A 24,282-nucleotide genomic window follows, 5' to 3' on the forward strand; every position below is an offset into this window, starting at 1 on the left:
GTAACGGCAGACCCTTCTCCACCTCCCTGCCCTGCGGTTTCCTCGGTCTCGGCAGCGGTCAGGCATCTGAGACCGAGCGCGGAACGGGCCCCGGCGGCTGCCGAAGGCCGACCCGGCAGACAGTGGGGCGGCCGGTTCACCACGGTTTGATCAAGGAGTCGTTCGTATGCCCAAGCAGTCCGCACCCCGGCAGCTGGCCGGGATCGCGCCGAAGCTCGTCGAGGTCACCGACGAGGTCCTGTTCGGTGACGTCTGGGAGCGGCCCGGCCTGTCGCCCCGCGACCGCAGCCTGGTCACCGTGAGCGTGCTGGCCGCTCTCTACCGCGGCGAGCAGCTCGGCTACCACTTGGGCGTGGCCCTGGACAACGGACTGAGCGTCGAGGAACTGTCCGAAGCGATCACGCACCTGGCCTTCTACGCGAGCTGGCCCAACGCCATGACCGCGATCACCCAGCTCAAGAAGATCGCCGACGAGCGAGGCGCCTGAACCCGGAACCACCAGCTCCGCGGCACCGCATCCGTCCGTTCGACCAAGGATTCCCACCATGGAACACATCACGCACACCCCCACCCTCAAGGCCCCGGCCGAGCGCTTCACCGGTGACGTCTACCTCAACATGATCGAGACCCCCGCCGAGCCGGCCCACCTTGCCGCCGCACTCGTACGCTTCACCCCCGGCGCCCGCACCAACTGGCACTCCCACGCCCGGGGGCAGGTCCTGCACGTCACCGACGGCGTCGGCCTGGTGGGCACCCGCGACGGCGACGTCGTCCGCGTCAGTGCCGGCGAGACCGTCAAGTGCCCGGCCGGCGAGGAGCACTGGCACGGCGCCACCGACACGACTCTCATGGCCCACATCGCCCTGGTGGTCGGGGACGGCACCGGCGACGGCACCACCTGGCTGGAGCCCGTCACCGACGAGCAGTACACCGCCGCTCTCGCCTCTGCCGGGCAGGCGGCCACCTGACCCGCCCCGACGAACGCCGCGGACAGTGCTGGTGGGCCGGGGGGTGAGTGAAGCCGGGACAGCGGGAGCCGGCCCATCGACGAGGCCCTGGGGCATGCCGGAGGCATACCGCGTCGACGCCGGAGTTCGGCCCATCAGGTGATGTTGCGGAGACTCGGGGAAGAAGTTGCGGCAGCCGATGGGAGGTTGCCGTGGAGGGCAAAGATCTGGAACTGGGTGAGTTGCTGGCCGCTGCGGAGGCGGCGCCGCCCGGTGAGTCCGTAGACGTGGTGGCACACGACCTGCAGAAGCGATTCGGGGCGGAGCGTGTGTCCTTCCTGTTCGTCGACCTCATCGGTCAGCGGCTGGTACGGCTCGCCGCCGCCGACGCGGACGCGGCTGACCAGGCCGGACCGATCGATCTGCAGGGCAGCGTCTACGACAGCGTGCTGCAGAGCCAGCGCCAGCACGTGGAACCGGACGACCAGGGAGGTCGGCGCGTCATCACGCCGGTCACCAACCGCGGCGACTGCATCGGCGTCCTGGAGCTGACCCTGCAGTCCGCCGACGACACCGTGCTCCGCCAGGTCCGCGAGGCGGCACACGCGCTGGCCTACATCATCGTCACGGACCGCCGCTTCACCGATCTGTACCACCTCGGCCGGCGCACCACCGAGACCAGCCTGGCCGCGGAGATCCAGCACCAGCTGCTTCCCTCGGCTCCCTGCTGCGAGGCGGCACAGTTCACCCTCGCCGCCGGACTGGTCCCGGCCGACGACATCGGCGGCGACACCTACGACTACACCCTCGACCGGGACACCCTGCACCTGTCCATCACCGACGCCATGGGGCACGACACGAACTCCGCCCTGCTGGCCACCTTGCTGGTCGGCGCACTGCGCAGGGCACGCCGCAGCGGCTGTGACGCCCTCAAGCAGGCCCACCACGCCCACCAGGCGATGCTGAGCCACAGCCGAGGCCTGGCCACCGGGCAGTTGCTGTGCGTCGACCTCGAGACGGGCCTGTGCGAACTGGTCAACGCCGGCCATCCCTGGCCACTGCGGCTGCGCGACGGCACCGTTGAAGAGGTCAAACTCGCCGTCAACCTGCCGTTCGGTGTGGCTGCTCCCGCCTCCTACCAGGTACAGGAAATTCACCTGCGTCCCGGAGACCGCCTGATCCTGCTCACCGACGGAATGCTGGAACGCGGTGCCGCGGCCGCCAACCTGGCCTCGGTCGCTCACGACACCCGCGCGCTGCACCCACGAGAAGCCGTCCGAAGCCTGACCGCCGCGGTGCTCGACGCCTGCCGTGGCAGCCTCAAGGACGACGCCACGGTCCTGATCCTGGACTGGCACGGCAAACGTCGCCGATCGGCCGAGCGCAGACCGGGCCCCCGGCGATGAACCGCGGCGGCCCACTCGCTCCGCTGCGCAATCTCCCGGCGGCGCTCGCCGCACGAGGATGCGCCGCCCTCTGCCCAGGCCAGCCCGGGCAGGGGCGGTCAGGCGTTCAGGGCCTGCTCGATGGTGGGGTGGCAGGGAATCAGGGCGTCGATTCCGACCAGGTGCAGCAGACGCAGGACGGACTCCTGGGCGCCGGCGATGCGGAGCCACCCCTGGACGTCGCTCACTTGCCGGTGGGCGGCGACGAACACGTTGATCCCGCTGGAGTCCATGAAGGTCACGCCGCTGAGATCCACGACGACCCGCAGCGGCGGCACCGCGCCCTCCTCGGACAGCAGGGCCTCGCCGAGGACGTCCTTGACGTCGTGGTCGATCTCGCCCCGCACGGTCACGACACGGACGCCGTCGGCCACATGGGACTCGACGAAGAGCCGGTTCGGCCGGTCGGCTTTCTGGTTGTCGCTCACCGTCTCCTCGACTGCGCATAGGCTTGCCCGGTCAGGGCCTGCGCGGACAATTCTGCCCCACCGCGGCGGCCGGATGCACCCAGGCGGCTGTGCCGAACGACACCCTTGGTGGCATGCATGACACCATCGTGGGTACTGGCACGCCCGTGAAGGGGGAGTGAGGGCGAGAGACGTGGGATCCCATGCCGACGGAGACGGCTGTACGGCACCGGACGAGTACCTGATGCGCGCCGGCTACGCCCTGGGCGGAGACGACGGCTGCATCGCCGATGCCCGCCACCACGCCGTCACGTTTCTCGACCAGGCCCGCACCGGCCATCACCTGCCGGTGTCCGAGCGCGCCAGGGACCTCACCCAGCTGGTGGTCAGCGAGCTGGTCACCAACGCCCGCAAGTACGCCCCCGGCCCCGTCCTGATGGAACTGCGCATCACCGCCGTCAGTGTCGACATCGTCGTGTGGGACAGCGAACCTACCGTCCCCGCGGCGCGTGCCGCCGATCCCGACAGGATCGGCCAGCACGGCCTGGAGATCGTCAAGGCCGTCACCGAGGCGCTCTTCACCGAGCAGGAACCGGTCGGCAAGCGCATCACGGCCCGTATCGCCCTGTCCGACACACCGAGCAGTGACACCGCCGCCCGCTGATCCCCCACTGAGCGGCATCCGACCCAGGAGGCTTGCATGCTGCCGGCTGACGCTGTGCCCCTCGCTTACAAGGGACTCGACACGATGCCCACTTGGTTCGTGGTCGTCGTTGTCGTGCTGGCCGCCGTCGGGATCGGCCTGGCGGTGAGCAGAAGGCGGCGCTGAAGCACCGCGTGTCTGCCGTCAGCGGGCGATGCCGGGCAGCGGCGTCGAGTCGGCACGGGACGACTCCCGATCGCACTCCCGTCCGCGCCCGGCCGCTCGCAGCCCACCCCCTACCCAGGTGCCACACGAGAGTTGGCTCCCTGGGGTGACGGCGGCCGGCGCACCGTCTCCATACCTTCCTGCCGTGCAGGTCGCCGCAGCGGCGGCCGACGGAATCAGGGAGACACACCATGCGGCGCTCCAAGCGCGTCCTGGCCGCCTGCGCGCTCGTCTGCGCGTCCGCCGCGGGGACGGTGGGCTGGGTGTGGGGCGATGTGCAGACCGCGGTCACCGGCCCGCCACCGGGTGCCGTCGCGTGGCGCACCGACCAGGTCCTCGGCAGGCAGCTGCCTGACCCGGCCTCGGCCTCACCCGCGCGCATCGCGAGCTTCTTCGCCGGATTGACGGAGCGGCAGCGCGAGTTGCTGGTCACCCGTCATCCACTCGTCGTGGGCAACCTCGACGGCGCGCCGAACGGCCTGCGCTACGCCGCCAACAACCGTGCGATCAGCATCGAACGCGACCGTGAACTGGCCCGCGCGGCCGACCCGGCACTGCCCGCAGGTGACCGACGGCAGGCCCGCGCCCGGGCCGAGACCGACGCCGGGCTGCTGTCCGCGGGCCGCCGGATCCTCTCCTTCGACCCACGGGGCCGTGGACAGGTGGCCGAGGTGTACGGAGACCTGCGGAAAGCCCGCCGGATCGCGGTGGTCGTGCCGGGCTCGGACACCGATCTGGGTTCGTACGACACCCTGGCCCTGATGGCGCGCCACCTGCGCGCCGAAATGACCCGGCGATCACCCTCGAGCCACTCCGCGGTGATCGCGTGGACGGGCTACACCACACCGGTCGGCGTCGGTTACGACGCCGCCACCGGCCGCCTCGCGGAGCAGGGGGCGCCCCGGCTGGTCCGCTTCCTCGACGGTCTGGCCGCCACGACACGTCCCCAGACCCCACCTGCCGTGTTCTGCCACAGCTACGGCTCGGTCCTGTGCGGAGCGGCGGACCACCGGCTGACCGGACGTCAGGTGTCCGACCTCGTGGTCGTGGCCTCGCCCGGCATGCGGACCGACCACGCGGGCCGACTGCCCTCCGGAACGCGGCTGTGGGCGACCGCACGCGACGCGACCGACTGGATCAGGCGTGTCCCCGGCATCGAACTGTTCGGCATCGGTCACGGCACCGACCCGACCGATCGCGACTTCGGTGCCCGCGTCGTCTCCTCCGACCGGGCCGAGGGACACACGGGCTACTTCACCCCGGGCACCGCCTCCCTGCGCAACTTCGCCGACATCGCGCTCGGCCGCTACCAGGCCGTCAGCTGTGCCTACCCCGCCTCGTCCATCGCGGAGGACTGCCGTCATGGCCTGGTCTGACGTCCCCGCACCGGCCGATCCCGCGCGCGGCGCCGAGCGCGCAACACCCTCACCGCCCGTGCACCCGCTGGTCGCCACCGCTTGGCCCCGCCGGTCCGAACGCAACCGCCCGGCGTCCGCCCGACCGTCGGAGCCACGCACGGGCCCTGGTCCGCACCCCGGTCGATCGGTGGGGCGTCCGACAGCCGTGGAGCGGCTGCGCGGCACTGTACGCGCCACCGCCCACGACGTCGACACGCGCACTCCCGCGCACCGTGACCGTGCCGTGGACGGGCTGCGGGCCCTGGCCCTGCTCTCGGTGCCCGTCGGCCACTGGCTGCTCGGCGGCCTCACCCGTGACCCCGGCGGCGCGCTGCACAACGCCAGCCCGCTCACGACCTTCGGCTTCCTCGCACCGGCGAGCTGGTTCCTTCAGATGCTCGGCATCTTCTTCCTCGTCGGCGGCTACTCCTCCGCACTGTCGCTGCGCCGTGCGGCCGGGCGCGGCCGGTCGACGGGCGCCTGGCTGCGCGGACGGCTGGTCCGGCTCGGCCGACCGGTCGTCGGCGTCGCGGCGGTATGGGCGGTGCTCCTCCCCGTGCTGTACGCGGCAGGAGTGCCGAGCACGACGCTGCGCACAGCGGCGGTACTGGTCGTCCAGCCGTTGTGGTTCGTCGGCATCTACCTGCTGGTGACCGCCCTGACGCCCTGGTGCGTGCGCGCCGCTCGCGCGTTCGGCGGGTGGACGGTCCTACCGCTGCTCGGTTGGGTCGCCGCGGTGGACCTGCTGCGCTACGGCCCCTGGGCGCATTCCATGCCCTCCTGGCTCGGCCTGCTCAACCTCGGCCCGGGCTGGCTGTTCGCCTACCAACTGGGCGTCTGCTGGGGCGAGGGACGGCTCGGCGGACGGGGCGCACGGCTGGTGCTGTGCGGCGGCGGTGCCCTGTTCGCCGTGCTGCTCCTCGTCTTCCACTACCCGGCCAGCATGGTGGGCGTGCCCGGAACGGACCGCACCAACTCCCATCCGCCCTCTCTGCTGGTGCTCGCCCTGGCCGCCGTGCAGTGCGGGGCGGCCATCCTGCTGCGGAACCGCCTCGACGCCCTGCTGCGACGACGGCTCACGCTGTGGGCGGCGGTCGTGGCCGTCAACCTCTCCGCGATGACGATCTTCTGCTGGCACCAGACAGCCCTGCTCACCCTGGCGATACCCGGCTCTCTCCTCGACATCCCCCTCCCCGGCCTCACCACACCCCCGGACACCGCCGGCTGGCTTCTCGCCCGGCTCGCCCTGCTGCCGCTCATCGCCATCACCCTGCTCGGCGTCGGCCGCCTGGCCCACCGCTTCGAGGTGCCCTGGACGGGCATCCGAGGCTCCAGCCGAGCAGCCGTCGCCGTGCTCGCCGCGGTCTTCGCGAGCTACGCCCTGGCAGTCCTCTGACCGGCCCGTCGCACGGACGGACGGATCCCGGCAACCGGGTGGCCGGTCGCCGGGATCGGGTTCGTCATCGGTACGGCGACGTCACGCCGTGGTGGCTTGGGTCAGGTGAGGGTCCACTTCTGGTTCGCCTGGCCGCTGCAGGCCCACAGGATCAGCTTGGTTCCGTTGGCGGTCGCCGCCTCCGAGGCGTCCAGGCAGAGGCCTGAGAGGTTGTTGGTGATGGTGCCGTCGGTGTGGGTGGTCCACTTCTGGTTGTTGCCGCCGGTGCAGTCCCAGATGATGACCTTGGTGCCGTTGGTGGTGCCGTTGTTGTCGGCGTCCAGGCACTTGTTGCCGTAGACCACGAGTTCGTTGCGCGCGGTGTGGGTGAAGGTCTGGTTCCGACCGCCGGAGCAGTCCCAGATCTGTGCCTGGGTCGCGTTGGTGATGGTGTTCTTGTCGATGTCCACGCAGCGGTTCGAGGCCGTGCCGACGAGGGCGGTGCCGTCGGTGCCGGGGATGCCCTGGACGCGGACGGCGTCGATGTCGGGCGTGGCGGCACCGGAGACAGCCGCGAAGCGAACCGTGTTGGCGCCCTTGGCCAGGTGGGCGAGTACGGACACGGTCCGGTACGTCGAGGCCGAGCCCGTCGGGGGGAAGGCCACCACGGACGTGTACTGGCCCCCGACCTGGATGGTCGCCTTGCGGGGCGTGCTGCCGCCGTTGGCGTAGGTGATGTCGACCAGCTTGGTGCCCGCCGAGGCGGCGGTGACGCCGGTGAACGTTGGCGTGGTGGCCGTGGTGGTGTTCTCGTAGGTCGCACCGGACGCTTCGGTGCCGGAGACGGTCAGCAGGACCGCGTCGTTCGCGGGCACGGTGGTGGTGTAACCCGTGCTGAGGGAGCCGGCGTTGGTGCCGGTCCAGGCGTTGCGTACGGAGGCGGCGGCCGGGGTGAGACCCAGGTCGGCCCAGCGGACCGTCATGGAGGCGGCGGAGCCGGTGCGGTTGAGCAGCAGCACCGCGCGCTTGCCCGTGCCGGCCAGGACCTTGCCGTACACCTGCAGGTTGCGGGTGTCCTCGGCGACCTTGACGCCCTGCAGTCCGCGGGGGTCCTGGTCGATGGCGATGACCTCGCGGTTGGTGAGGATGTCGCGGGTGGTGGTGCTCATCGTGGCCAGGTTGTTGCCGGCCAGCAGCGGGGCACCCGAGATCGCCCACAGGCCCATGTGCAGCCGGTTCTGGGCTGCGGTCAGGCCGCTCATGCCGACCATCAGCATGTCGGGGTCGTTGTAGTAGCCGGTGTGCTGGGCGGCCGGGTGCAGTCCGCGGTCGAAGTTGGTGAGCATCATGGCCGTCGTGGGGGTCTGCCCCCACAGGATGACGTCGGTGCTGGTGCGCCACAGGTCACCGTGTCCGGTGGCCCAGTTCCACGGCAGTCCGCTGCCCCACTCGCAGAAGGACAGCACGAGCTTGTGGCCGGTCACGGCGGTGGCGGCCTCGTTGGCGGTGGCGATCGCCTTGTACGTCGTCTCCGGGTCGAGGCCCTCCACGCGGCCGCCGCACCAGTCGATCTTGACGTAGTCGAAGCCCCAGCGCTGGAAGGTCTCCAGGTCCTGCTGGTAGTGGCCCTCCATACCGGTGTTGGGCGCGGCGGGTCGGGTGGTGGGGTAGTAGTAGCCGCAGCCCTGCTTGCCGGCGTCGGTGTAGATGCCGGCCTTCAGCCCCTTGCTGTGGATGTAGTCGGCGACGGCCTTCATCCCGCCCGGCCACAGGTCCGCGTCGACGGCGATGGTGCCGTCGGAGTTGCGGTCGCCCTGCCACCAGCCGTCGTCGAGGTTGACGTACCGGTAGCCGGCGGCGGCCATGCCGGAGGAGACCAGGGTGTCGGTCTGCTGTTTGATGACGTCGAAGTCGATGCTGCTGGCGAAGCTGTTCCAGGATGCCCAGCCCATCGACGGCGGGGTGACGGCGGCCTGCGTGGTGCTGACCGCGGCCGGTTCGGCGGACAGGGGCACGGACGACTCGCGGTCGGCCAGGGCCGTGAGGCCGGCCAGGGCGAGGGAGAGGGCGAGGACGCGCACGGTGACGCGTCTGGCCCAACCGCGGGCGAAGCTGTACGACATGAGGGGAGCCTCTCGAGGTCAGTAACCGACGCGGAAGGTCGCGTCCTGTCGGTCCGTGGCCGTGGAGACCGGGTCGATGCGCAGGACGTAGTTGGCGTGGCGGATGTAGCGGGTCGGGTTGTTGTACGAGCGGAACGACGCCCAGCTCGCGTCCGCGAGGCCCGCCGTGCGGTAGAAGGTGGCGTCGCCGGCGAACGTCGACGTGCCGTCGTTCGCGTCCAGTTGGAGGGCGTAGTTGTAGTGCCGCAGGTAGCGGGTCGGGTAGTTGACCGACCGGAAGGAGACCCCGGAGCTGTCGGCGAGCCCGGGGACCAGGGTCCACAGGGAGTCCTTGTACGGCTCGATCGGGTACTCGTCGATCCGTCCCGCGTAGTTGGAGTGGCGGACGTAACGGGCCGGGAAGTTGTACGACTTGAGGCGGTTCCAGGCGGGGGCGCCCCACTTCGCGAGCAGGTTGTTGTACTCGGTCGTGGTGATCGTCGTGATGCCGCAGTGCTTGGAGTTGACCGGCTGGGTGTAGGTCTTCTGGTCGAGGGCCGTCCAGGTGCCGGAGGCGAGGCTGCTGGACTGCCAGGCGTAGAACACGCCGTTGGGGGTGTAGGTGTCGCCCCAGAGCCACCAGTTGCCGGACGTCAGGGACTTGACCACCGTCGGGGCCTCGGTGCCGCCGTGCGCCACACCGGCGCTGAACTCGGTGAAGCTGCCCGGGTTCAGGGAGGTGGATCTGGCTGCCACCAGCGTCTGGTTCTTCTTGAAGTAGAGGTAGTTGTAGCCGTTGACGCCCACGGCCATGTCGCCGTCGATGACGTCGTAGCCGGGGTCGAAGAAGACCTGAGGGGCGGAGGCGGTGACGAAGTCACTGGTGTAGTTGACCATGATCACGTTGTGGCCGCTGGAGTTCACCGAGGAGTAGATGACCGCGTACTGGCCGCGGCCGGCGTCCCAGAACGCCTCGGGGGCCCAGCTGTGGGTGGTCATGTCGTGCAGCTTCAGACGCCGGTAGCCGGTGAAGGTGCGCAGGTCGGCGGAGTCCCAGACGTGGATGTACTGGCTGTTGTAACTCCAGTCGGTGCCCTTGAGGTCGGTGGCGAGCACCACGAAGGTGCCGTCCTGCTTGCGCATGAGGAACGGGTCGCGCAGGCCCAGCGCGCCGGCGGTGGGGGTGACCAGGGGGTTGTTCTGGTTGAGAGGCGTCCAGTTCAGCCCGTCGGGGCTGACGGCCAGGTGCAGGCCGTAGTCGGTGCCGTCGCCGAGGTTGGTCGACTCGGTGAAGTAGACCATCGCGTAGGCCGAGTCGGCGGCGTGGGCGGTGCCGGTGCCGAGGGTCAGGGCGAGGGGGACGGCGGCGGTCGCGCCGAGGAGGGTGCGACGGGACAGACGGGGGATCTCGCTCATCTTGTGCTCCAGGGTGGCGTGCGGGGGCGCCAGGTGTGGCCGGAATTTCGAACGGGGTTCGGAAAATCGATCAGAACGTAGGGCCTGGACATGTGCTCGTCAATCGTCCTGTCAGTCTTTTGTGATTCCTGTGCACTTCGGGACGTCGGGTCGCACGTCGGGATGGTCGGCCAGGCGCCGGGTGCGGAGGAAGCCCGCCCGGTCGGAGGCGGGTCAAGGAAGGCCCCCGGGCCGGAACCCGGGGGCCTTCGCCGTCAGGAGACGGTGCGCTCGACCTTCGTCGTGCCGGAGCCCACGGGCCCTATCCGCAGCACGGTCCCGGTGAGGTCGGTGAAGGGCTCGACCTCCACCCGGCTCCGTCCCCCGGGTGCCGTCGCCGTCACCCGGTACTCCGCCGGGTCGGCGTCGCCGATCTCCACCTCCAGCACCGCGCGTGCGTTGGGCGGCACCGTCACGCGTGCCGTGTGGGCGTCCGCCGAGCGGTGCACGGAGACCTTCACCGGGCCGCGCAGGGACGGCACCGTTCCCGCCACGTCGGTCAGTTCACCGGTCCTGGGGCGGATCAGGAACTCCGCCGCTCCGGGAGTGGTGACGCGGACGCCGAGCACGTGCCGGGGGATCGCGTTGGCCGGCGCCGAGGCCCAGGCGTGGGAGAGCGTCATGTTGGACTTCAGCGCGGGATCCCAGGCCTCGGTGACGATGGTGGCCTTCAGCTCGTCGAGCATGTGCAGCCACGAGTTGGTGGCCGTGGAGGTGAGCAGTGCGAGCGCCGCGTCGGCGCGGCCGAGCCGGAAGAGGGCGTCGAGGAGGAACTGCGCCCCGTACACGCTCACGCGCATGCCGCCCGCCGTGAGGGTGTCCCCGAGCCGGGTGCGCACCTCGTCGTCGAGGGGGTCCGCGACGCCGAGCGCGACCGGGAAGGCGGTGGCGTGCTGGGCGCTGTGCGTGGTGCCCTCACCGTCGACGAACCGGCCTGCCGAGTTGTCGAGCAGGGTGGTGCGCATGGCTGTGGCGAGGGTGTCGGCGCGTGAGCGCAGGGCCTTGGCGTCATCGTCCTTGCCGAGTACCGCGGCGCACTGGGCCAGGGCGTCGAAGGCCGCGTACTGGAAGGCGTTGACGACGGTGTTGACGTTGGTGAAGGCGTATCCGTCGCGGCTGGCGGTCGGCCAGTCGACGAGGTCACCCAGGTCCTGGCTGCTGCTGCCGGGCGCCTTGCGGACCAGGCCCCGGGAGTCCAGGTACGCGGTGAGGTTCTTCGCGGCGAGCAGGTCGTAGTCCTTGGCGAGCTGCCGGTCGTCGCCGGTGGCGAGGTAGTCCTCCCAGGCGGACAGCGCGCACATCAGCCGGTACTCGGTGGGCCAGGTGCCCTTGCGGACCAGGTAGTCGTTCGACCAGCGGGCCAGGGCGTAGGAGCGCTGGACGCCGTACTCGGAGAGCTGGTTGATCAGCGCGTCGCCCTCGTAGGGGCCGCGCTCCCGGGTCGGGGTGTCGGTGTAGAGGTCGCCGCGGGTGGCCTCGATGGAGTACCGGCACAGCTCCCAGACCCGGTCCAGAGCGGGGTCGGAGCTGCGGAAGGAGGCGTCCGTGTCGTCCCAGTCGAGCCGCCAGGCCCGCCCGGTGACTACGGCCTGGGACAGGTCGAGGGACGTGCGCAGTTCGGCCCAGCGGAAGCCGCGGTAACCCCAGTGCTCGAAGCTCTGCTCCCCGTCGCGCAGGGTCCACACCTCGCGGTAGGTGTTGGTGGCGCGCAGCTGGTACCTGACGGTGCCGTCGGGGTTCAGCTCCTCACCCAGGCGCACCTCGACGGTCTGGCCCGCGCTCCCGGTGACCTCCAGGGACAGTCCGCCGACGATCTCCCGGCCGAGGTCCACCAGCCAGCGGCCGTCGGCGACCTTGGTGACGGAGGCGGGGGTCACGTCGTGCAGCCGCGGCGGCTCGATCGGGGCCGGGACGAGTCCGCTGATCGCGGTGCGGACGACGGGAGTGTGCCAGCCGCCGTCGTCGAAACCGGGCCGGGTCCAGCCGACCGGCTCCTGGCGCAGGTCCCAGTACTCCTGCGGGACGGTGTAGTAGCTGCTGCCCGCGCTGCCCTTCGCCGGCAGCAACCCGGCCTGGCGGCGCGCCTTCCAGTGGTCTCCCGAGGCGACGGTGGTCCGGCTGCCGTCGGCGTACGTGATCTCCAGCTGGGCCAGGAACTTCTGCTGCGAGGTGGTCCAGCACAGCGCCGCCAGGGCGTTCGGCCCGCCGTCGCCCCGCAGGGTCGAGGTGACGTCGAATGCCTGGTAGGCGGTTCCGGTGCCGGAGCGCACGGAGGCGTGCCCGACCACGGTGCCGTTGCTCCACACCTTGGCCGCGTACTGCCGGGCGGGGTCGGGTGAGGCGGCCGCGACGTAGAGGACGGCCGCGGTTATCTCCTTGCCCGCGGCCGTGTCGTACTCGTGGCGCAGCAGTGCCCAGGTGTCGTCGGCCCCGTAGGAGGAGAGCGAGTTGGCGCCGGGGGGGAAGGTGAGCGTGCCGCCGGAGACCGTGCCGGCCGAGAAGGTGCCCTTGTCGGAGGCGAAGTCGTCGTCGAGGAGCGTGGTCCCGTCGGCGGTGGTGAAGGTGATCCGGTCGTAGACCTGGGACTCGGTCAGGCCGTTGCGCAGACCGACGTTGCCGGAGACGTAGCGGGTGTCGGTGGTGGTGTCGACGACGGTGCCGTTGACGGTGGTGGTGAAGGTGGAGCCCACCATGGTGACGGCGAGGTCCAGCCACTCCCCGGTGGTGACCGCGGACGGCAGCCGGACTTCGCCCAGGACGGTGTACGTGCCGTTCACGCAGACGTGCTTGCGCAGGATTCCGGGACTGCCGGCGCGCAGCTGCCACATGTAGTTGTTGGCGGTGTTGGAGGCGCGGAACCACACTCCGGCGGCCACAGTGGTGATCTTCAGCCGGGCGGCGAAGGTGCCGTCGGTCATGACCGGTCCTGCGGGCGCCCAGATCGGCTCGGCCTTCCACTCGTCGTCGACCGAGGTGGCGAGCAGGGCGGGCTTTGACCAGGCGGAGCGCGTCTCGCCCCAGCTGGCGACCCGCCACCAGTAGGCGGTACGGGGCTTCAGGGGCGGCCCGGCGTACGGCACGGCGGTGGAGTCGGCGGACTTGCGCTTGCCCGAGTCCCAGACGAGCCGCTCGTCCGCGAAACCGCCCGGGGCCGTGGCCAGTTGCAGCTGGTAGGCCTGCTGGAGCGTACCGGCGCCGAAGTCGGGCACCTGCCAGCTGAACCGGGGGCTCTGCCCGGCGCTCGTGCCGAGGGCCTGCGGCAGGAGATCGGCCAGCGTCCCGGTCGGCACGGGCGGCTTGCCGGGGGGTGTGGTCGGGCCCGCGCTTCCGGCCGCGAACGCCCGGGGCCCGGTCAGTACGACCGAGGCGGCCGTGGTGCCACCGAGTTGGAGAAGTCTTCGACGCGACAGGTCCCAGGCCATGGTGCACCCTCGGCTCGTGAAAGGTTTCAATGCGATTGCCCGGAGGTTAGGGTTCCGCGGCGAGGTGGTCAATGCTTGTGTCGAAACTGTGCTCGTCGGCGGTCTGAAACGATTTAACCGTGGGGGAGCGTGCCGCGACGGAAGCGGCTATCGCCGGACGGTCTCCCGTCGGTTCTCGCGGCGGGCTGCGAGGCACCCGCTCGGCCGGAAAGCGCGCCCCACTACGGCTCGGATGAACCGCGGCGGCCTGGTGATCGTCGTACCGGCCACTGGGCGCACCAGGCCGGGCTCGGCCCGGCGGTTCAGGCGCCGCGCCCAGCCCGCCGGATCCCAACGGCGCCCCCTAGCCCGCCCGCACCCACGGCCGCAGCTTCTCCGGGTTGCGGACCGCCCAGATCCGGGTGACGCGCCCGTCGGAGACGTCGAACGAGGCGACGGTCATGACGACGCCGGTGTGCTGGGCCACCAGGCCCGGCACACCGTTGACCGACCTCTCCAGGAGTTCGAGCCCCGGAGCCTTGTCGGCGATGGCGATCATGTACTGGGCGATGCGCGCACCGCCCTCGACCGGGCGCAGAACGGTGCCCACCATGCCGCCGCCGTCGGCGGTCATCACGGCCGCCGGGTTGAGGAGACCGACGAGGGCTGCGATGTCCTTGGTCTCCCATGCCTCCTTGACGTGCCTCACCACGTCGGCCTGGCTGGCCGCCGCTGCCGGGGCGCGCTCGGCGTCCACCCGCCGCCGGGCGGAGGCCGCCAGCTGCTTGCATGCCGCGGGGGTCCGGCCGAGAACGTCCCCGATCTCGGCGAACGGGTACCGGAAGACGTCGTGCAGGACGAACGCGACCCGCTCGGCAGGCGTCATCGACTCCAGGACGACGAGGAAGGCCATGGTCACCGACTCGTCCCGGACGATCTGGTCGGCGGGGTCCGCAGGGCCGGCGGGGGCGGCCCCGCCCGCGTGGTCCCACTCGGCGCGGTCGGGCAGCGGCTCCGGAAGCCACGCGCCGACATAGCGTTCACGGCGGGCCCGCGCCGAGCCGAGCAGGTCCAGGCAGATGCGGCTGGTCACCGTCGTCAGCCAGGCGCCGGGGGACCGGATCTCCTCCTGTCGGCTTCGCGACAGCCCGTACCAGCGTGTGTAGGCGTCCTGTACGGCGTCCTCGGCCTCGGTCACCGAACCGAGCAACCGGTAGGCGACATTGATGAGTTGGCGTCGCTCGCCGGCTATCTCATCCGCGTTGGTCCCGACCGTCCCCATGCTTCCGGCAGCTCCCTCGCCTTACCTTTCGCAGGCCCGCGTCGTCGGGCTGGTGAGACCTTATCGATCCACTGCCCGAGGGCGGAAAAGGGGACTGTGACATGGCCACTCAGGTGACGGCGACGGTGGACGCAGGGCGCGGCTCCTCGTTCCTGCGGATCACGATCGCTCTGCAGACCCTGACCATCTTCCTTCAGGCGGTCTCCGCCGGACTGCTGTTGAACTCCTCCTACGGTGAGACGCTGCACAGCGTCGGAGCCCGTGTGATGTACGGGGCGTCGATGCTGTACGTCCTCGCGGCGGTGCTGGCGTGGAAGCCGGGCGGCGGCTCACTCAGGCCTGTCTGGCACGCGTCCGGTTTCCTCGCCCTCGCCTCGGTCCAGGTCGTGCTCGGCATCGCGCACGTCCCGTCGGTCCATCTTCCCCTGGGCGTCCTGATGTTCGGTCTGAGTGTGCTGGCGCTGGCCCGGCGATGAGGTCCGACACGGGGCCCACCGGGACTCATCCGGCTGCAGGCTTGTTCCCGTGGGCGTCAGTCCCCGCCGCCTCCGCCTCCGCCGCAGCCGAAGCCGCCGCCCGAATCCGGCGCGGTACCGGAGGTGTCGTCTTCCAGGGCCTTGCCCAGGCGGATCAGGGACCGGCCCAGACCGGTGGGAGTGGGGTGAGTGCCCAGGACACCGCGTCGGACAGGGCCTGACCGGAGGGTGGCGGGACCGTCGAGAACATAGGCGGGCAGGCTCTCGTCCCGCGCAGCTGCGTCGAGTTGTCGCCTGCCCGCCCGGGTCGTCCGACGTCGTGAGCCCTTCAGCAGGCCCCGAGCGGTGAGCCGACGGCTGATCTCCTCGACCTCCGGGGAGTGTTCCAGGGACTGCCGGGTGGCCAGGATGCTCCTGCTGCCCGGGCAGGCCGCGACCAGGGCACGCTCGATCGGGTGGTCGGGCTGCTCGTCGCCGACAGCACGCACCCGCGAGGCACGTATGACGAGCAGTCCACGCTCTGACAGCGCGATGAGGGCGCTGTCCACCACGCGTCGCTCCCTGCCGGCGAGGAAGGCGAGGTCGTACGTGTCCAGAGCTCCGGCCTCGTCCGCCGCCGACCTCCTGTGCGAACCCGTCCGCATGCCGACTCCCCCTTCGGATACCGCGTCTACACCTGCATGTCACCCGCCACGGCGGCGCACAACCGTCGGTCGGCATCTTCAGAGCTTCCGCTGAGCTTTCCTGCCGGGGGGAGCGACCTGAGGATCGGAAGAACGGCGTCGGCTGCGCCGTACGACGGTGACGTGGGCGAAAGGAGACAGTTCCTCGTCCGCGCCGAGCAGGTCGTCGACGGAACCTTCCGGCGGTTTGACCAGCCTTCGCTGCCGCCGCACTCCACGACGAGGTGCGGCCTGTCGGAGGTCACATCGTGGCGCGCAGGTGGCTGACGGTGACGAAGTGGTAGCCGCGGGCGGTCAGCGTGCGCAGGATCTCGGGGACCGCGGCGACCGACGTGGGGTGGATGTCGTGCATGAGGACGACGTCATTGCGCTTCACCTTGCCCACGACGCTCTGGGCGACCTTCGCGGCGTCCGGGTACTTCCAGTCCTCGGTGTCCAGGGTCCACAGCACGGGGGAGAGCCCGGTGGCCCGACGGACGGTGCTGTTGACGGCGCCGTAGGGCGGACGGAAGAGGGTGGGGGCCTTCCCGGTCGCGTCCTTGATCGCGGCGCTCGTGCGGTTCAGCTGGTAGGCGACCTGCCCGGCAGTGAGCTTGGTGAGATCGGGGTGGCTCCAGGAGTGGTTGCCCACCTCGTTGCCGGCGCGTGCCTCGGCGCGGACGAGGTCGGGGTGGGCGGCGACGTTCTGGCCGACCGTGAAGAAGGTGGCCCGGGCGTTGTTCTGCGTGAGGTACGTCAGCAGGGTCGCCGTCTCCGGGACGGCGGGGCCGTCGTCGAAGGTCAGGGCGATGCACTTCACCTTCTCGCAGTCGGTGTCGTCGTCGCCGGACGCCGTGTGGGTCGGCACGGCGGGAGCGGGGGTGGCGGCCGCTCCGAGATCGAGGGAGCCGGAGGGGCGTACGGTCTGCTGCTGGACGCGCTTGCCGAAGCCGGACAGCCAGGGGGTGACCGTCGCCCTGGAGAACGTCACCACATAGGAGCCGGCGGCGGGGGCGCCGACCTCGCCCCGGTCGAAGGTCACCCGCAGGCCCCCGTCAGTGGTGAAGGCGATGTCGTCCAAGGTGTCGGTGAGGTTCGTCCCGTCGGCGAGCGCCTTGTCGACCTCGTCGGCGTCGGTGCCGTCCCGTCCCTTGAGCTGATTCCCGAGGGCGGCGAGAAAGGTGTTACGCGACTCGTCGTCGACGAGCGCGAGCGCGGGCCGGTACGCGCCGGCCTTTCCGTCGTACCAGTACGTGCGCACGCCCACGCCGCTCCCCGCCGCGGTGTGGTCCTGGCTGGTGAGCCGGACGCCGAGGACGTCCCCGGAGGCGACCAGGAACTGGTGGCTGATGTTGAGTTCGCCGGCCTCGCCCGCCCCGCCGCCGTCGTCACATGCCGAGCGGAAGGTGGTCAGGCGCTGCTCCACGTCCTTCTTCATCGCGGCCGTCATCGCCTCGGCGCCCGGCACGTCCGGGTAGCTGGTCGCGAAGGGGCAGGAGGTGTCCTCGCTGCTGTTGTTGACGATCTCAAGACCCTTGATCTTCGAGGGGTCGACGGCTCGTACCGACGCGGTGCCGGAGGACGAACCGGGCCGCCCCCCGTCGGTCGCCGTGTCCGACGTCCCGGAGGATCCGGACGAGCAGGCTGCCGTCAGGGAGAGCGAACCGAGCAGCAGGAGGGAGGGGAACAGGAGGCGTGTACGCATGGGACCAGAACCTGGGCTAGGGGGCTTACCGGGTTCCGATCGTGCAGGTCAGAAGCGTTTTTCAGCGACCGCCGGGGTCACTCTGAACAAAAGCGGGTGCCCTGTGTGTGCGCGTCTACGGACGCGCGGGTGCCCTGTGCGTGCCCGTCTCCGGACGCGCCGCCGGTCAGTGTGCCGTGGGGCACACCTGCTGGTACGGCGCGTCGGGGACGTAGGTCCGCCACTGCGCTCTGGTGAGTCCCGCGCCGGCCCGCTCGCACAGGGTGCGGACGACGTCGTCCGGGGCGACCGGGTGGCGCTGGAGCAGCACGTCCGGACCGCCGGCGTACAGGGTGGCGCCGTCGCGGGTGAAGGCCAGGGTGGCGATCTCGGTGCCGGATGTGGGCAGGTCGCTGCCGAGGAGACGTTGCCCGGCGGTGTCCCACAGGCGCAGGGTGCCCCTGTTGCCGCCCACGGCGAGGGTGTCGCCGTCGGGGGAGAAGGCGAGCGCGCCCACGGTCTCGGGTTCGCCCTGGGAGACGGTGTCGGAGGTGCCGGTCAGGATTCCCATGCGGTGGCGCAGACCGCCGTCCCACAGGGTGACGTGCCCGGTGGAGTCGCCGACGGCGAGGCGGGTGCCGTCGGGGCTGAAGGCCAGTGCCGTGACCTGTCGGCCGTCGGCCAGGGCGACTCCGCTCACGCGACCGGACGGCAGCTCGGCGTACCGGTCCGCGGAACCGGCGAGCAGCCGGCCGTCGGGCCGCAGGGCGAGCCTGTCCGCGTAGAGGGCGCGCAGGGTGGCCGTGCGGCGGCGGGCGGAGGTGTCCCAGACTTCGGCCGTGCCGTCCCCGCTGGGGGAGCGCGCGACCAGCAGCGTCCTGCCGCCGGTGCCGAGAGCGAGCGCGGAGACGGCGCGGTCCGTCGCACCGGAGGTCTCGAACGACGTACGAACCCGGTGCGCCGGGACGTCCCAGACGCTGAAGCGTTGCCGAAGCGAGCCGTGCGACGACACGGTGTCGGCGACGGCGAGAGCCCGCCCGTCCGGGCTGAAGGCCAGCTGTGGGTGCCCGTCGTCGGTCTCGGCCGGCAGGGGACCGAGCCGGGTGCGGGCGAGCACGGCGCCGGTGGCGGTGGAGCGCAGTTCGAAGCGGTAGCCGGAGCCGGAGGGGGTGGCGGTGGCCAGGGTGGTGCCGTCCGGGCTGAGTGCGGTCGAGTCGGCCGTGGTGCTCTGCCAGCGGGCGTCCAGGCGGTCGCTCAGGTCGTACGTGCGGACGGTGGCGCCGTCGAGATAGCGCAGCGTCCGCTTTCTGCCCGGGGTCCAGGTCAGGCTGCCCACTTCGGCGCCGGCCAGCGGTGCGTGGAACACCTGCCCGCCTCCCTGGTCCAGCTGCCACACGGCGATCTCCCGGTCGTCGGCGGTGGCCAGGAATCGTCCGTCCGGGGAGAGGTCGGCCTGGGTGAAGCCGCTGGTGCCGCCGCTCGCGAAGTCGGCCACGTCCCGTCCGTCGGAGACGTCCCAGACCGTGGCCGTGTTCCCGGAGACCATGGCCACACGCCGGCCGTCCCCGCTGAACCGCAGCAGACGGAGGCCGCCGTCCGCCCCCGAGCCGGTGCCGCAGACGGTGCCGCCCGCCTTCTCCCAGGCGCCCGGCAACCTCTTGCCGTGGACGGTGTCCCACACCTGGGGTGCGCCGTCGGCCGGGCACAGGGCGAGCAGGCGACCGCCCGGGCCGATGGCGGCGGTGGTGACGGAGCGGGGCGTGTGCGCGGTGTACACGACCTTGCCGTCGCCGGTCCGGTACACCCGCACCGGACCGGGACCTTCCAACGGGCCGGTGGCGTAGGCGCTGCCGTCGGGAGCCGCCCAGTGGACGGCGTCGCCCAGCTCGGCGGCGGGTTTGCGGGCGGCGAGGTCCCACACCTCGTCGCCGCCCTGACCCATGAGAACGACTGAGCGGGCGTCGAGGGCGTCCGAGACCTCTGTGCCGCCGGGCAGGCGGTAGGTGGCGGTGACACGGTGGCCGGCCACGTCGCGGACGGTTGCTTCGGCGCCGGTGACGGTGATGAGGGCGCGGCCCTGATCGGTGAGGAAACGCCGGGCGTTCTCGCCCGTCTGCGGGTCGGTGAAGGCGTCCCGCTCCGGTCGGGCCAGGGCGTCGAGCAGGGCCGAGCGGGAATCCGTCAGGGGGGCGAGCCGCCAGGCCGCGACGGAGAGCAGGGCGGCCGTACGGGGGTCGGCGGTGCGCAGGCTGTCGGCCACGGTGGTCAGGCGGCGGGCGGCCGCCTCGGCCGCCTCGGCGTCGCTCGCCCGGTCGCGTTGCCAGGCCAGCAGGCCTGCTCCCAGAGCGAGCACGAGGAAGGCGGAGAGCCCCACGCTGAGCAGGCGGGTACGGCGGGCGGCCCGATTCCCGGCCTCCCGTTCGGTGTCACGTGCGGCGCGGGAGGCGTCGAGGAAGGCCTGCTCCGGTCCGGCGAGGTCGTCATGGGGCTGCCGGGCGAACAGTTCCTCGGCCTGGGTCAGCCGCGCCCCCCGATACAGCGCTCCCGCGTCACGGTCCAACTGTTCCCAGGCACGCGCCGACTCCCCGAGCATCCGCTGTGCCCGTAGCCGCTCCCGGCTCTCGTCGATCCAGCCGGCCAGCCGGGGCCACCCGGTGATCAGCACCTCGTGGGCCAGCTCGACGGTGTCCCCGTCCAAGGTGACGAGGCGGGCGGCGGCGAGGCGTTCCAGCACGTCCTGCGCGTCGGGCCCCAGCTCCGCTCGCGATGCGGGGCGGCGGGTGTCGGCCGAGCCGTTTCCGGGTGCGATCAGCCGCAGCAGGATACGGCGGGCGATGCGGGCCTGCTCCGGCGTGAGCTCGCCGTAGACCTGTTCGGCGGTGCCGGCGATCGCGCCCCGCACGCCTCCCGCCTCCTCGTACGCGGCCAAGGTGAGGGTGCGTCCGCGGCGCCGGCGCCAGGTCTCCAGCAGGGCGTGCGAGACCATCGGCAGGGACCCGGGCTGGTCGGTGACCTCGTCGATGATGCGGGCGGTCAGCACCCGCTCCACGTTCAGGCCCTCGGCGGTCGCGGGGCCGGTGATCGCGTCCCGCAGCTCGTCCCGGTTCATCGGTCCGACCAGCAGGTTCGCGCGGCTGACCGCCTCGGCCAGCCTCGGGTGGGCGCCGCAGTGGCCGTAGAAGTCACCGCGTACGGCGATGGCCACGCGCAGTCGGCTCTCAGGAGCGCGGGCGCGCAGCAGCAGGTCGAGGAAGCGATCGCGTTCCGCCCGGTCGTGGCAGAGGGTGAACAGTTCCTCGAACTGGTCGACGATCACCCAGGTGTCCAGGTCACCGTCCTTGGGGACGAGAGCTTCCTCGTGCGTACGCGAGGGCCGCTCCCCGGGCGTGACCACCCGGATCACCGCCGGGCGGTCGGTGCCCTGGGCCTGCCGCAGCACCGGGATCAAACCGGCCCGCAGCAGCGACGACTTGCCACTGCCGGAGGGGCCGAACACGGCCGCGAACCGGCGTGCGCGCACCAGCTCCAGCAGCTCGCCGACCTGTTTGTCCCGGCCGAAGAACAGGTCGCTGTCACCTGGCTCGTAGCGGGCCAGCCCCCGGTACGGGGCCCGGTCCTCGGCAGAGGGCGCCCGCACCTGCGCATCCGCCTCCCGCCAGTACCGCTCCCACTCGTCCGGGTCGGCGTCCAGTACCCGGGCGTACGCCCGCACCACCGCCAGTGAGGGCAACTGGTCGCCGGCCGCCGCCTGGGACAGGGCGGTCGTCGAGTAACCCGCACGCGCGGCCATCTCGCGGTACGGCGGCTTTCCGGCCTTCTCGCGCAACAGGCGCAGTTCGTGCGCCAGCCGCTGCACGGGGCCGGCGTGGGGGTCCACCGGCTTCTCGCGTCGTCCCACCGGGCGGTACCTTTCGACCTGCAAACACTCGGGTGATCGGCGCTCAACGTATGCTCGACCGCCGGCGGAGGCAATTCCCGCCCGTTGTGAGGACGAGGCACGTCACGCACCCGTTCCCGGTGGGGGTGTGTTGATCTCGGATTCCGGTGATGCGCAGGGTGGAAGTCCACAGTCGCGAACGCCCACGCGTCCGTCCGAACGCCGGCACCGCTGGGCCGCCCTCGCCGCGCGGCGGCATGATCAACCCGCTCGTCGAACGATCGCGGCAGGCGCACGCGGCACGTCGCCGATGTCCGGTCCGAGCCGGACGTCAGGGTGTCCGCTGGTGGGGGTGTCAACTGCCGGAGGGCTGCGCCTGCTTTCGCACGCGGAAGCGGAGCATCGTGACGGCGCCCGCCTGGGTGTTGCTGAAGGGTTCCAGGTCGATCCTGTCGAGGCCTGGGGGCGAGAAGCGGACACCGTCGCCGAGCAGCACCGGTAGGACGTACACCAGGATCTCGTCGACGAGCCCGCGCCGCAGGCACTGGGCGGCCACGTCAGCACCGAGGATCTCCAGGTTCCTGCCGCCCGCGGCGCTGCGTGCCGTGGCTACGGCTTCCTCGAGTCCGCAGGTCAGGAACGTGACGGTAGGGTCCGGCTTGTCGGGAGGCTCGTGGGTGAGGACGAACTGTGCTCCCCCGTCGTAGGCGGTGTCCTGCTCGGCCATACGCTTGGCGACCTCGTACGTGCCCCGGCCGACGAGCATGGCGCCCGTGGCCGCCATGACCTCCGGGAAGACATCCGCGGTGAGGTACTCGGCGATCCAGTCCATCGCGTGACCAGGACCGGCGATGAACCCGTCCAGCGACATCGCCCTGTTCACGACCACTTTGCCGGTGCTGGCGCCGATGCCGGTGCTCACATCACTCATGCGTCTTCTCCAAGGATTTCTGGAGGCCCGAGGTCGAATCATAGGTCGGCCGGTGGGGGCGACGGGGGAGTCACATGCCTGTCCGCGGTGTCCTGATGTCAGGCAGCCGCGGCCAGCACTGCCGCGAGGCCCTCTTGCAGATCTTTGACGAAATACTCGGGAACCTCCAGCGACGGGAAATGCCCTCCGATGTCGGGCGAACTCCATCGGACGATTTGTCGATACCGCTCCTGTGCCCAGGGGCGGGGACACTTCTCGATGTCGCGGGGATACATGCTGATTGCTGACGGGACGTCGACCCGAAGTTCGGGGTCCAGCGAGTTGTGGCTTTCGTAGTAGATGCGGGCCGACGATGCGCCGGTCCGCGTCAGCCAATACAGGGTGACGTTGTCAAGAACGCTGTCTATGAAAATCGTCTCGAACGGGCTGTCTTCGGTGTCTGTCCACTCGGCGAACTTGTCTAGGATCCAGGCAAGAAGCCCGACCGGTGAGTCGACGAGTGAGTAGCCGATGGTCTGCGGTCGGGTCGCCTGCTGCTTCGCGTACGCCGCGCGGTGGCGCCAGAAATCGCGGGTTTCCTCGGTCCACCTGCGTTCGACCGCCGTCAGCCCGTCCGTTGTCAACCCGGGCGGTGCCTCCGCGAACGTCGTGTGGATGCCGAGAACGTGCGCCGGGAACCTGCCGCCGAGAACCGTGGTGATATTGCCTCCCCAGTCGCCGCCTTGGGCTACGAACTTGCTGTAGCCGAGCCTTCCCATCAGTTCCACCCACGCGGCCGCGATCTTTTCGGTCCCCCACCCGGTGGTGGCCGGCTTGTCGCTGTAACCAAATCCTGGTAGCGACGGGATCACGACGTGGAACGCCGGTGCGGCTGCATCTTTCGGATCCGCCAGCTCGTCTACTACATCGATGAACTCGGCGATGCTGCCCGGCCAGCCGTGCGTCAGGATCAGAGGAGTGGCGTCTGCGCGCGCGGATCGGCGGTGCAGGAAGTGGATTCCCAGATCATCAATGGTCGTGCGGAACTGGCCGATACGGTTGAGGCGCTCTTCGAACGACCGCCAGTTGTAGCCGGTGCGCCAGTAGTTCACGACATCGACGAGGTCGGCGAGAGGAACACCTTGTTCCCATCGGCGAGGGTCAGGCGCGGCGCGACGGACCGTCTCGGCCTCCGGCAGCCGTGCCGCGGCTAGTCGCGCGCGCAGATCGTCGAGATCAGCGTCAGTTTCGTGGGCTTCGAATGCTTGGACCTCGCTGGTTGGAAGGGGCATGAGGCCTCCTGGCCGTCGCGGAACCGGCTACGATCTGTCGGGAACCGGCTAAGACGGTTCTAGCAGTTCTTCGAGCCGTGCGGCAACCCGCTAAGGTGGTTCCATGCGTGCTGCGTTCCCTGACTTCCGCCTCGGCAACGTGCTGGCGACCAGCTTCACGGGGACTCTGTCGGAGCGTCATGGCAACGCTGTGGAGCGCATTCCCACACCACACCGACTCATCGACTGGCTGGCAGTGAACGGCCTCGCCGTGGACTCCTGCACCACTGCCCAGCTCGACCTCGCACGGGAACTGAGGGAGTCGATTCACGCCACCGCGACAGCGGCCGCGCTCCAGGACGCTCTCCCTGCGTCTGCTGTCCAAGTCATCAACGACCGCAGCGCTCAGGGTCGGGCCGCGGCGATCCTGACGCCCGAGGGCGAGCGGCGATGGCGGCTCAGCTCGGCCTCCTGCGTGGAGGATGCCCTCAGCGTGATCGCCGCCGACGCGATCAGCATCATCGCAGGCGAGCGAGACGGAAAATTGGCCTTGTGCGCATCACCGACCTGCCTGGCCGCCTTCTTCGACACCAGCCAAAGCCGCACTCGCAAATGGTGTGACATGAACACGTGTGGGAATCGTCAGAAGAAGGCGCGCTTCCATGCCAACCAGCGCAAAAACCCCAGATCGGCGGAGTGAGGGATGAGTGCCACTTCTGGCGT

The 24,282-nt window shown here is 70.7% G+C and carries 18 protein-coding genes; 8 read left to right on the forward strand and 10 right to left on the reverse strand.

What is annotated here, in order from left to right; translation table 11 throughout:
- Positions 1-166: 166 nt before the first annotated feature.
- The 3 genes from AQJ84_RS23695 to AQJ84_RS23705 all read left to right on the forward strand — a co-directional run bounded on the left by AQJ84_RS23695 (position 167) and on the right by AQJ84_RS23705 (position 2,353).
- On the forward strand, positions 167-487 hold the full coding sequence (locus AQJ84_RS23695) for a carboxymuconolactone decarboxylase family protein (protein WP_030038024.1): 321 nt from the start codon (positions 167-169) through the stop codon (positions 485-487).
- 58 nt (positions 488-545) lie between these two features.
- Complete coding sequence (locus AQJ84_RS23700) at positions 546-968, forward strand: (R)-mandelonitrile lyase (protein ID WP_030038023.1); 423 nt, start codon at positions 546-548, stop codon at positions 966-968.
- A 191-nt stretch (positions 969-1,159) separates the two neighbouring features.
- On the forward strand, positions 1,160-2,353 hold the full coding sequence (locus tag AQJ84_RS23705; RefSeq protein WP_030038022.1) for a PP2C family protein-serine/threonine phosphatase: 1,194 nt from the start codon (positions 1,160-1,162) through the stop codon (positions 2,351-2,353).
- Between the two features lie 98 nt (positions 2,354-2,451).
- Here AQJ84_RS23705 and AQJ84_RS23710 read toward each other — a convergent pair whose 3' ends face one another.
- Positions 2,452-2,820, reverse strand: coding sequence for an STAS domain-containing protein (locus AQJ84_RS23710; RefSeq protein WP_030038021.1), 369 nt, complete (start codon positions 2,818-2,820; stop codon positions 2,452-2,454).
- Positions 2,821-2,992: 172 nt separating this feature from the next.
- On the opposite strand from AQJ84_RS23710, the gene AQJ84_RS23715 reads away from it, so the two are divergent.
- The 3 genes from AQJ84_RS23715 (at position 2,993) to AQJ84_RS23725 (ending at position 6,460) form a co-directional block, all read left to right on the forward strand.
- The gene (locus AQJ84_RS23715) at positions 2,993-3,463 is read left to right on the forward strand and encodes an ATP-binding protein (RefSeq protein WP_053191011.1); all 471 of its coding nucleotides are present in this window, start codon (positions 2,993-2,995) and stop codon (positions 3,461-3,463) included.
- Between the two features lie 395 nt (positions 3,464-3,858).
- Positions 3,859-5,043 carry an alpha/beta hydrolase gene (locus tag AQJ84_RS23720; protein ID WP_053191013.1) on the forward strand — a complete coding sequence of 395 codons (1,185 nt, stop codon included), beginning with the start codon at positions 3,859-3,861 and terminating at the stop codon, positions 5,041-5,043.
- Positions 5,044-5,212: 169 nt separating this feature from the next.
- Positions 5,213-6,460: an acyltransferase family protein gene (locus AQJ84_RS23725; RefSeq protein ID WP_225877111.1), complete on the forward strand. Its 1,248-nt coding sequence runs from the start codon at positions 5,213-5,215 to the stop codon at positions 6,458-6,460.
- Positions 6,461-6,561: 101 nt separating this feature from the next.
- Here AQJ84_RS23725 and AQJ84_RS23730 read toward each other — a convergent pair whose 3' ends face one another.
- From AQJ84_RS23730 to sigJ, 4 genes are all read right to left on the reverse strand, one after another.
- Entirely contained in the window at positions 6,562-8,562 is a 2,001-nt protein-coding gene (locus AQJ84_RS23730) for a ricin-type beta-trefoil lectin domain protein (protein ID WP_030038017.1), read from the reverse strand.
- An 18-nt stretch (positions 8,563-8,580) separates the two neighbouring features.
- The gene (locus AQJ84_RS23735) at positions 8,581-9,957 is read right to left on the reverse strand and encodes a glycoside hydrolase family 43 protein (RefSeq protein ID WP_030038016.1); all 1,377 of its coding nucleotides are present in this window, start codon (positions 9,955-9,957) and stop codon (positions 8,581-8,583) included.
- A 254-nt stretch (positions 9,958-10,211) separates the two neighbouring features.
- Positions 10,212-13,418, reverse strand: a complete 3,207-nt coding sequence (locus AQJ84_RS23740) for a family 78 glycoside hydrolase catalytic domain (protein ID WP_030038015.1) — start codon at positions 13,416-13,418, stop codon at positions 10,212-10,214.
- 343 nt (positions 13,419-13,761) lie between these two features.
- Positions 13,762-14,679: an RNA polymerase sigma factor SigJ gene (sigJ, locus tag AQJ84_RS23745; RefSeq protein ID WP_030038014.1), complete on the reverse strand. Its 918-nt coding sequence runs from the start codon at positions 14,677-14,679 to the stop codon at positions 13,762-13,764.
- Between the two features lie 101 nt (positions 14,680-14,780).
- Here sigJ and AQJ84_RS23750 point away from each other — a divergent pair, with 101 nt between their 5' ends.
- Entirely contained in the window at positions 14,781-15,155 is a 375-nt protein-coding gene (locus tag AQJ84_RS23750; protein ID WP_030038013.1) for a hypothetical protein, read from the forward strand.
- 56 nt (positions 15,156-15,211) lie between these two features.
- On the opposite strand, the gene AQJ84_RS23755 is transcribed toward AQJ84_RS23750, so the two are convergent.
- The 5 genes from AQJ84_RS23755 to AQJ84_RS23775 all read right to left on the reverse strand — a co-directional run bounded on the left by AQJ84_RS23755 (position 15,212) and on the right by AQJ84_RS23775 (position 23,580).
- Positions 15,212-15,799: a TIGR04222 domain-containing membrane protein gene (locus tag AQJ84_RS23755; protein WP_030038012.1), complete on the reverse strand. Its 588-nt coding sequence runs from the start codon at positions 15,797-15,799 to the stop codon at positions 15,212-15,214.
- Positions 15,800-16,079: 280 nt separating this feature from the next.
- Positions 16,080-17,522 (reverse strand): polysaccharide deacetylase family protein, encoded by a 1,443-nt coding sequence (locus tag AQJ84_RS44765; protein ID WP_063785362.1) that lies wholly within the window; start codon positions 17,520-17,522, stop codon positions 16,080-16,082.
- A gap of 166 nt (positions 17,523-17,688) precedes the next feature.
- A complete protein-coding gene (locus AQJ84_RS23765; RefSeq protein ID WP_053191015.1) occupies positions 17,689-21,399 on the reverse strand; it encodes an nSTAND1 domain-containing NTPase in 3,711 nt (1,236 codons plus the stop codon).
- A 334-nt stretch (positions 21,400-21,733) separates the two neighbouring features.
- The gene (locus AQJ84_RS23770; RefSeq protein WP_030038008.1) at positions 21,734-22,309 is read right to left on the reverse strand and encodes a dihydrofolate reductase family protein; all 576 of its coding nucleotides are present in this window, start codon (positions 22,307-22,309) and stop codon (positions 21,734-21,736) included.
- 98 nt (positions 22,310-22,407) lie between these two features.
- Positions 22,408-23,580 (reverse strand): epoxide hydrolase family protein, encoded by a 1,173-nt coding sequence (locus tag AQJ84_RS23775; protein WP_053191017.1) that lies wholly within the window; start codon positions 23,578-23,580, stop codon positions 22,408-22,410.
- 103 nt (positions 23,581-23,683) lie between these two features.
- Here AQJ84_RS23775 and AQJ84_RS23780 point away from each other — a divergent pair, with 103 nt between their 5' ends.
- A complete protein-coding gene (locus tag AQJ84_RS23780; protein ID WP_030038006.1) occupies positions 23,684-24,259 on the forward strand; it encodes a CGNR zinc finger domain-containing protein in 576 nt (191 codons plus the stop codon).
- Positions 24,260-24,282 lie beyond the last annotated feature (23 nt).

Origin of the sequence: Streptomyces resistomycificus (assembly GCF_001514265.1) — a bacterium.
Lineage (GTDB): Bacteria > Actinomycetota > Actinomycetes > Streptomycetales > Streptomycetaceae > Streptomyces > Streptomyces resistomycificus.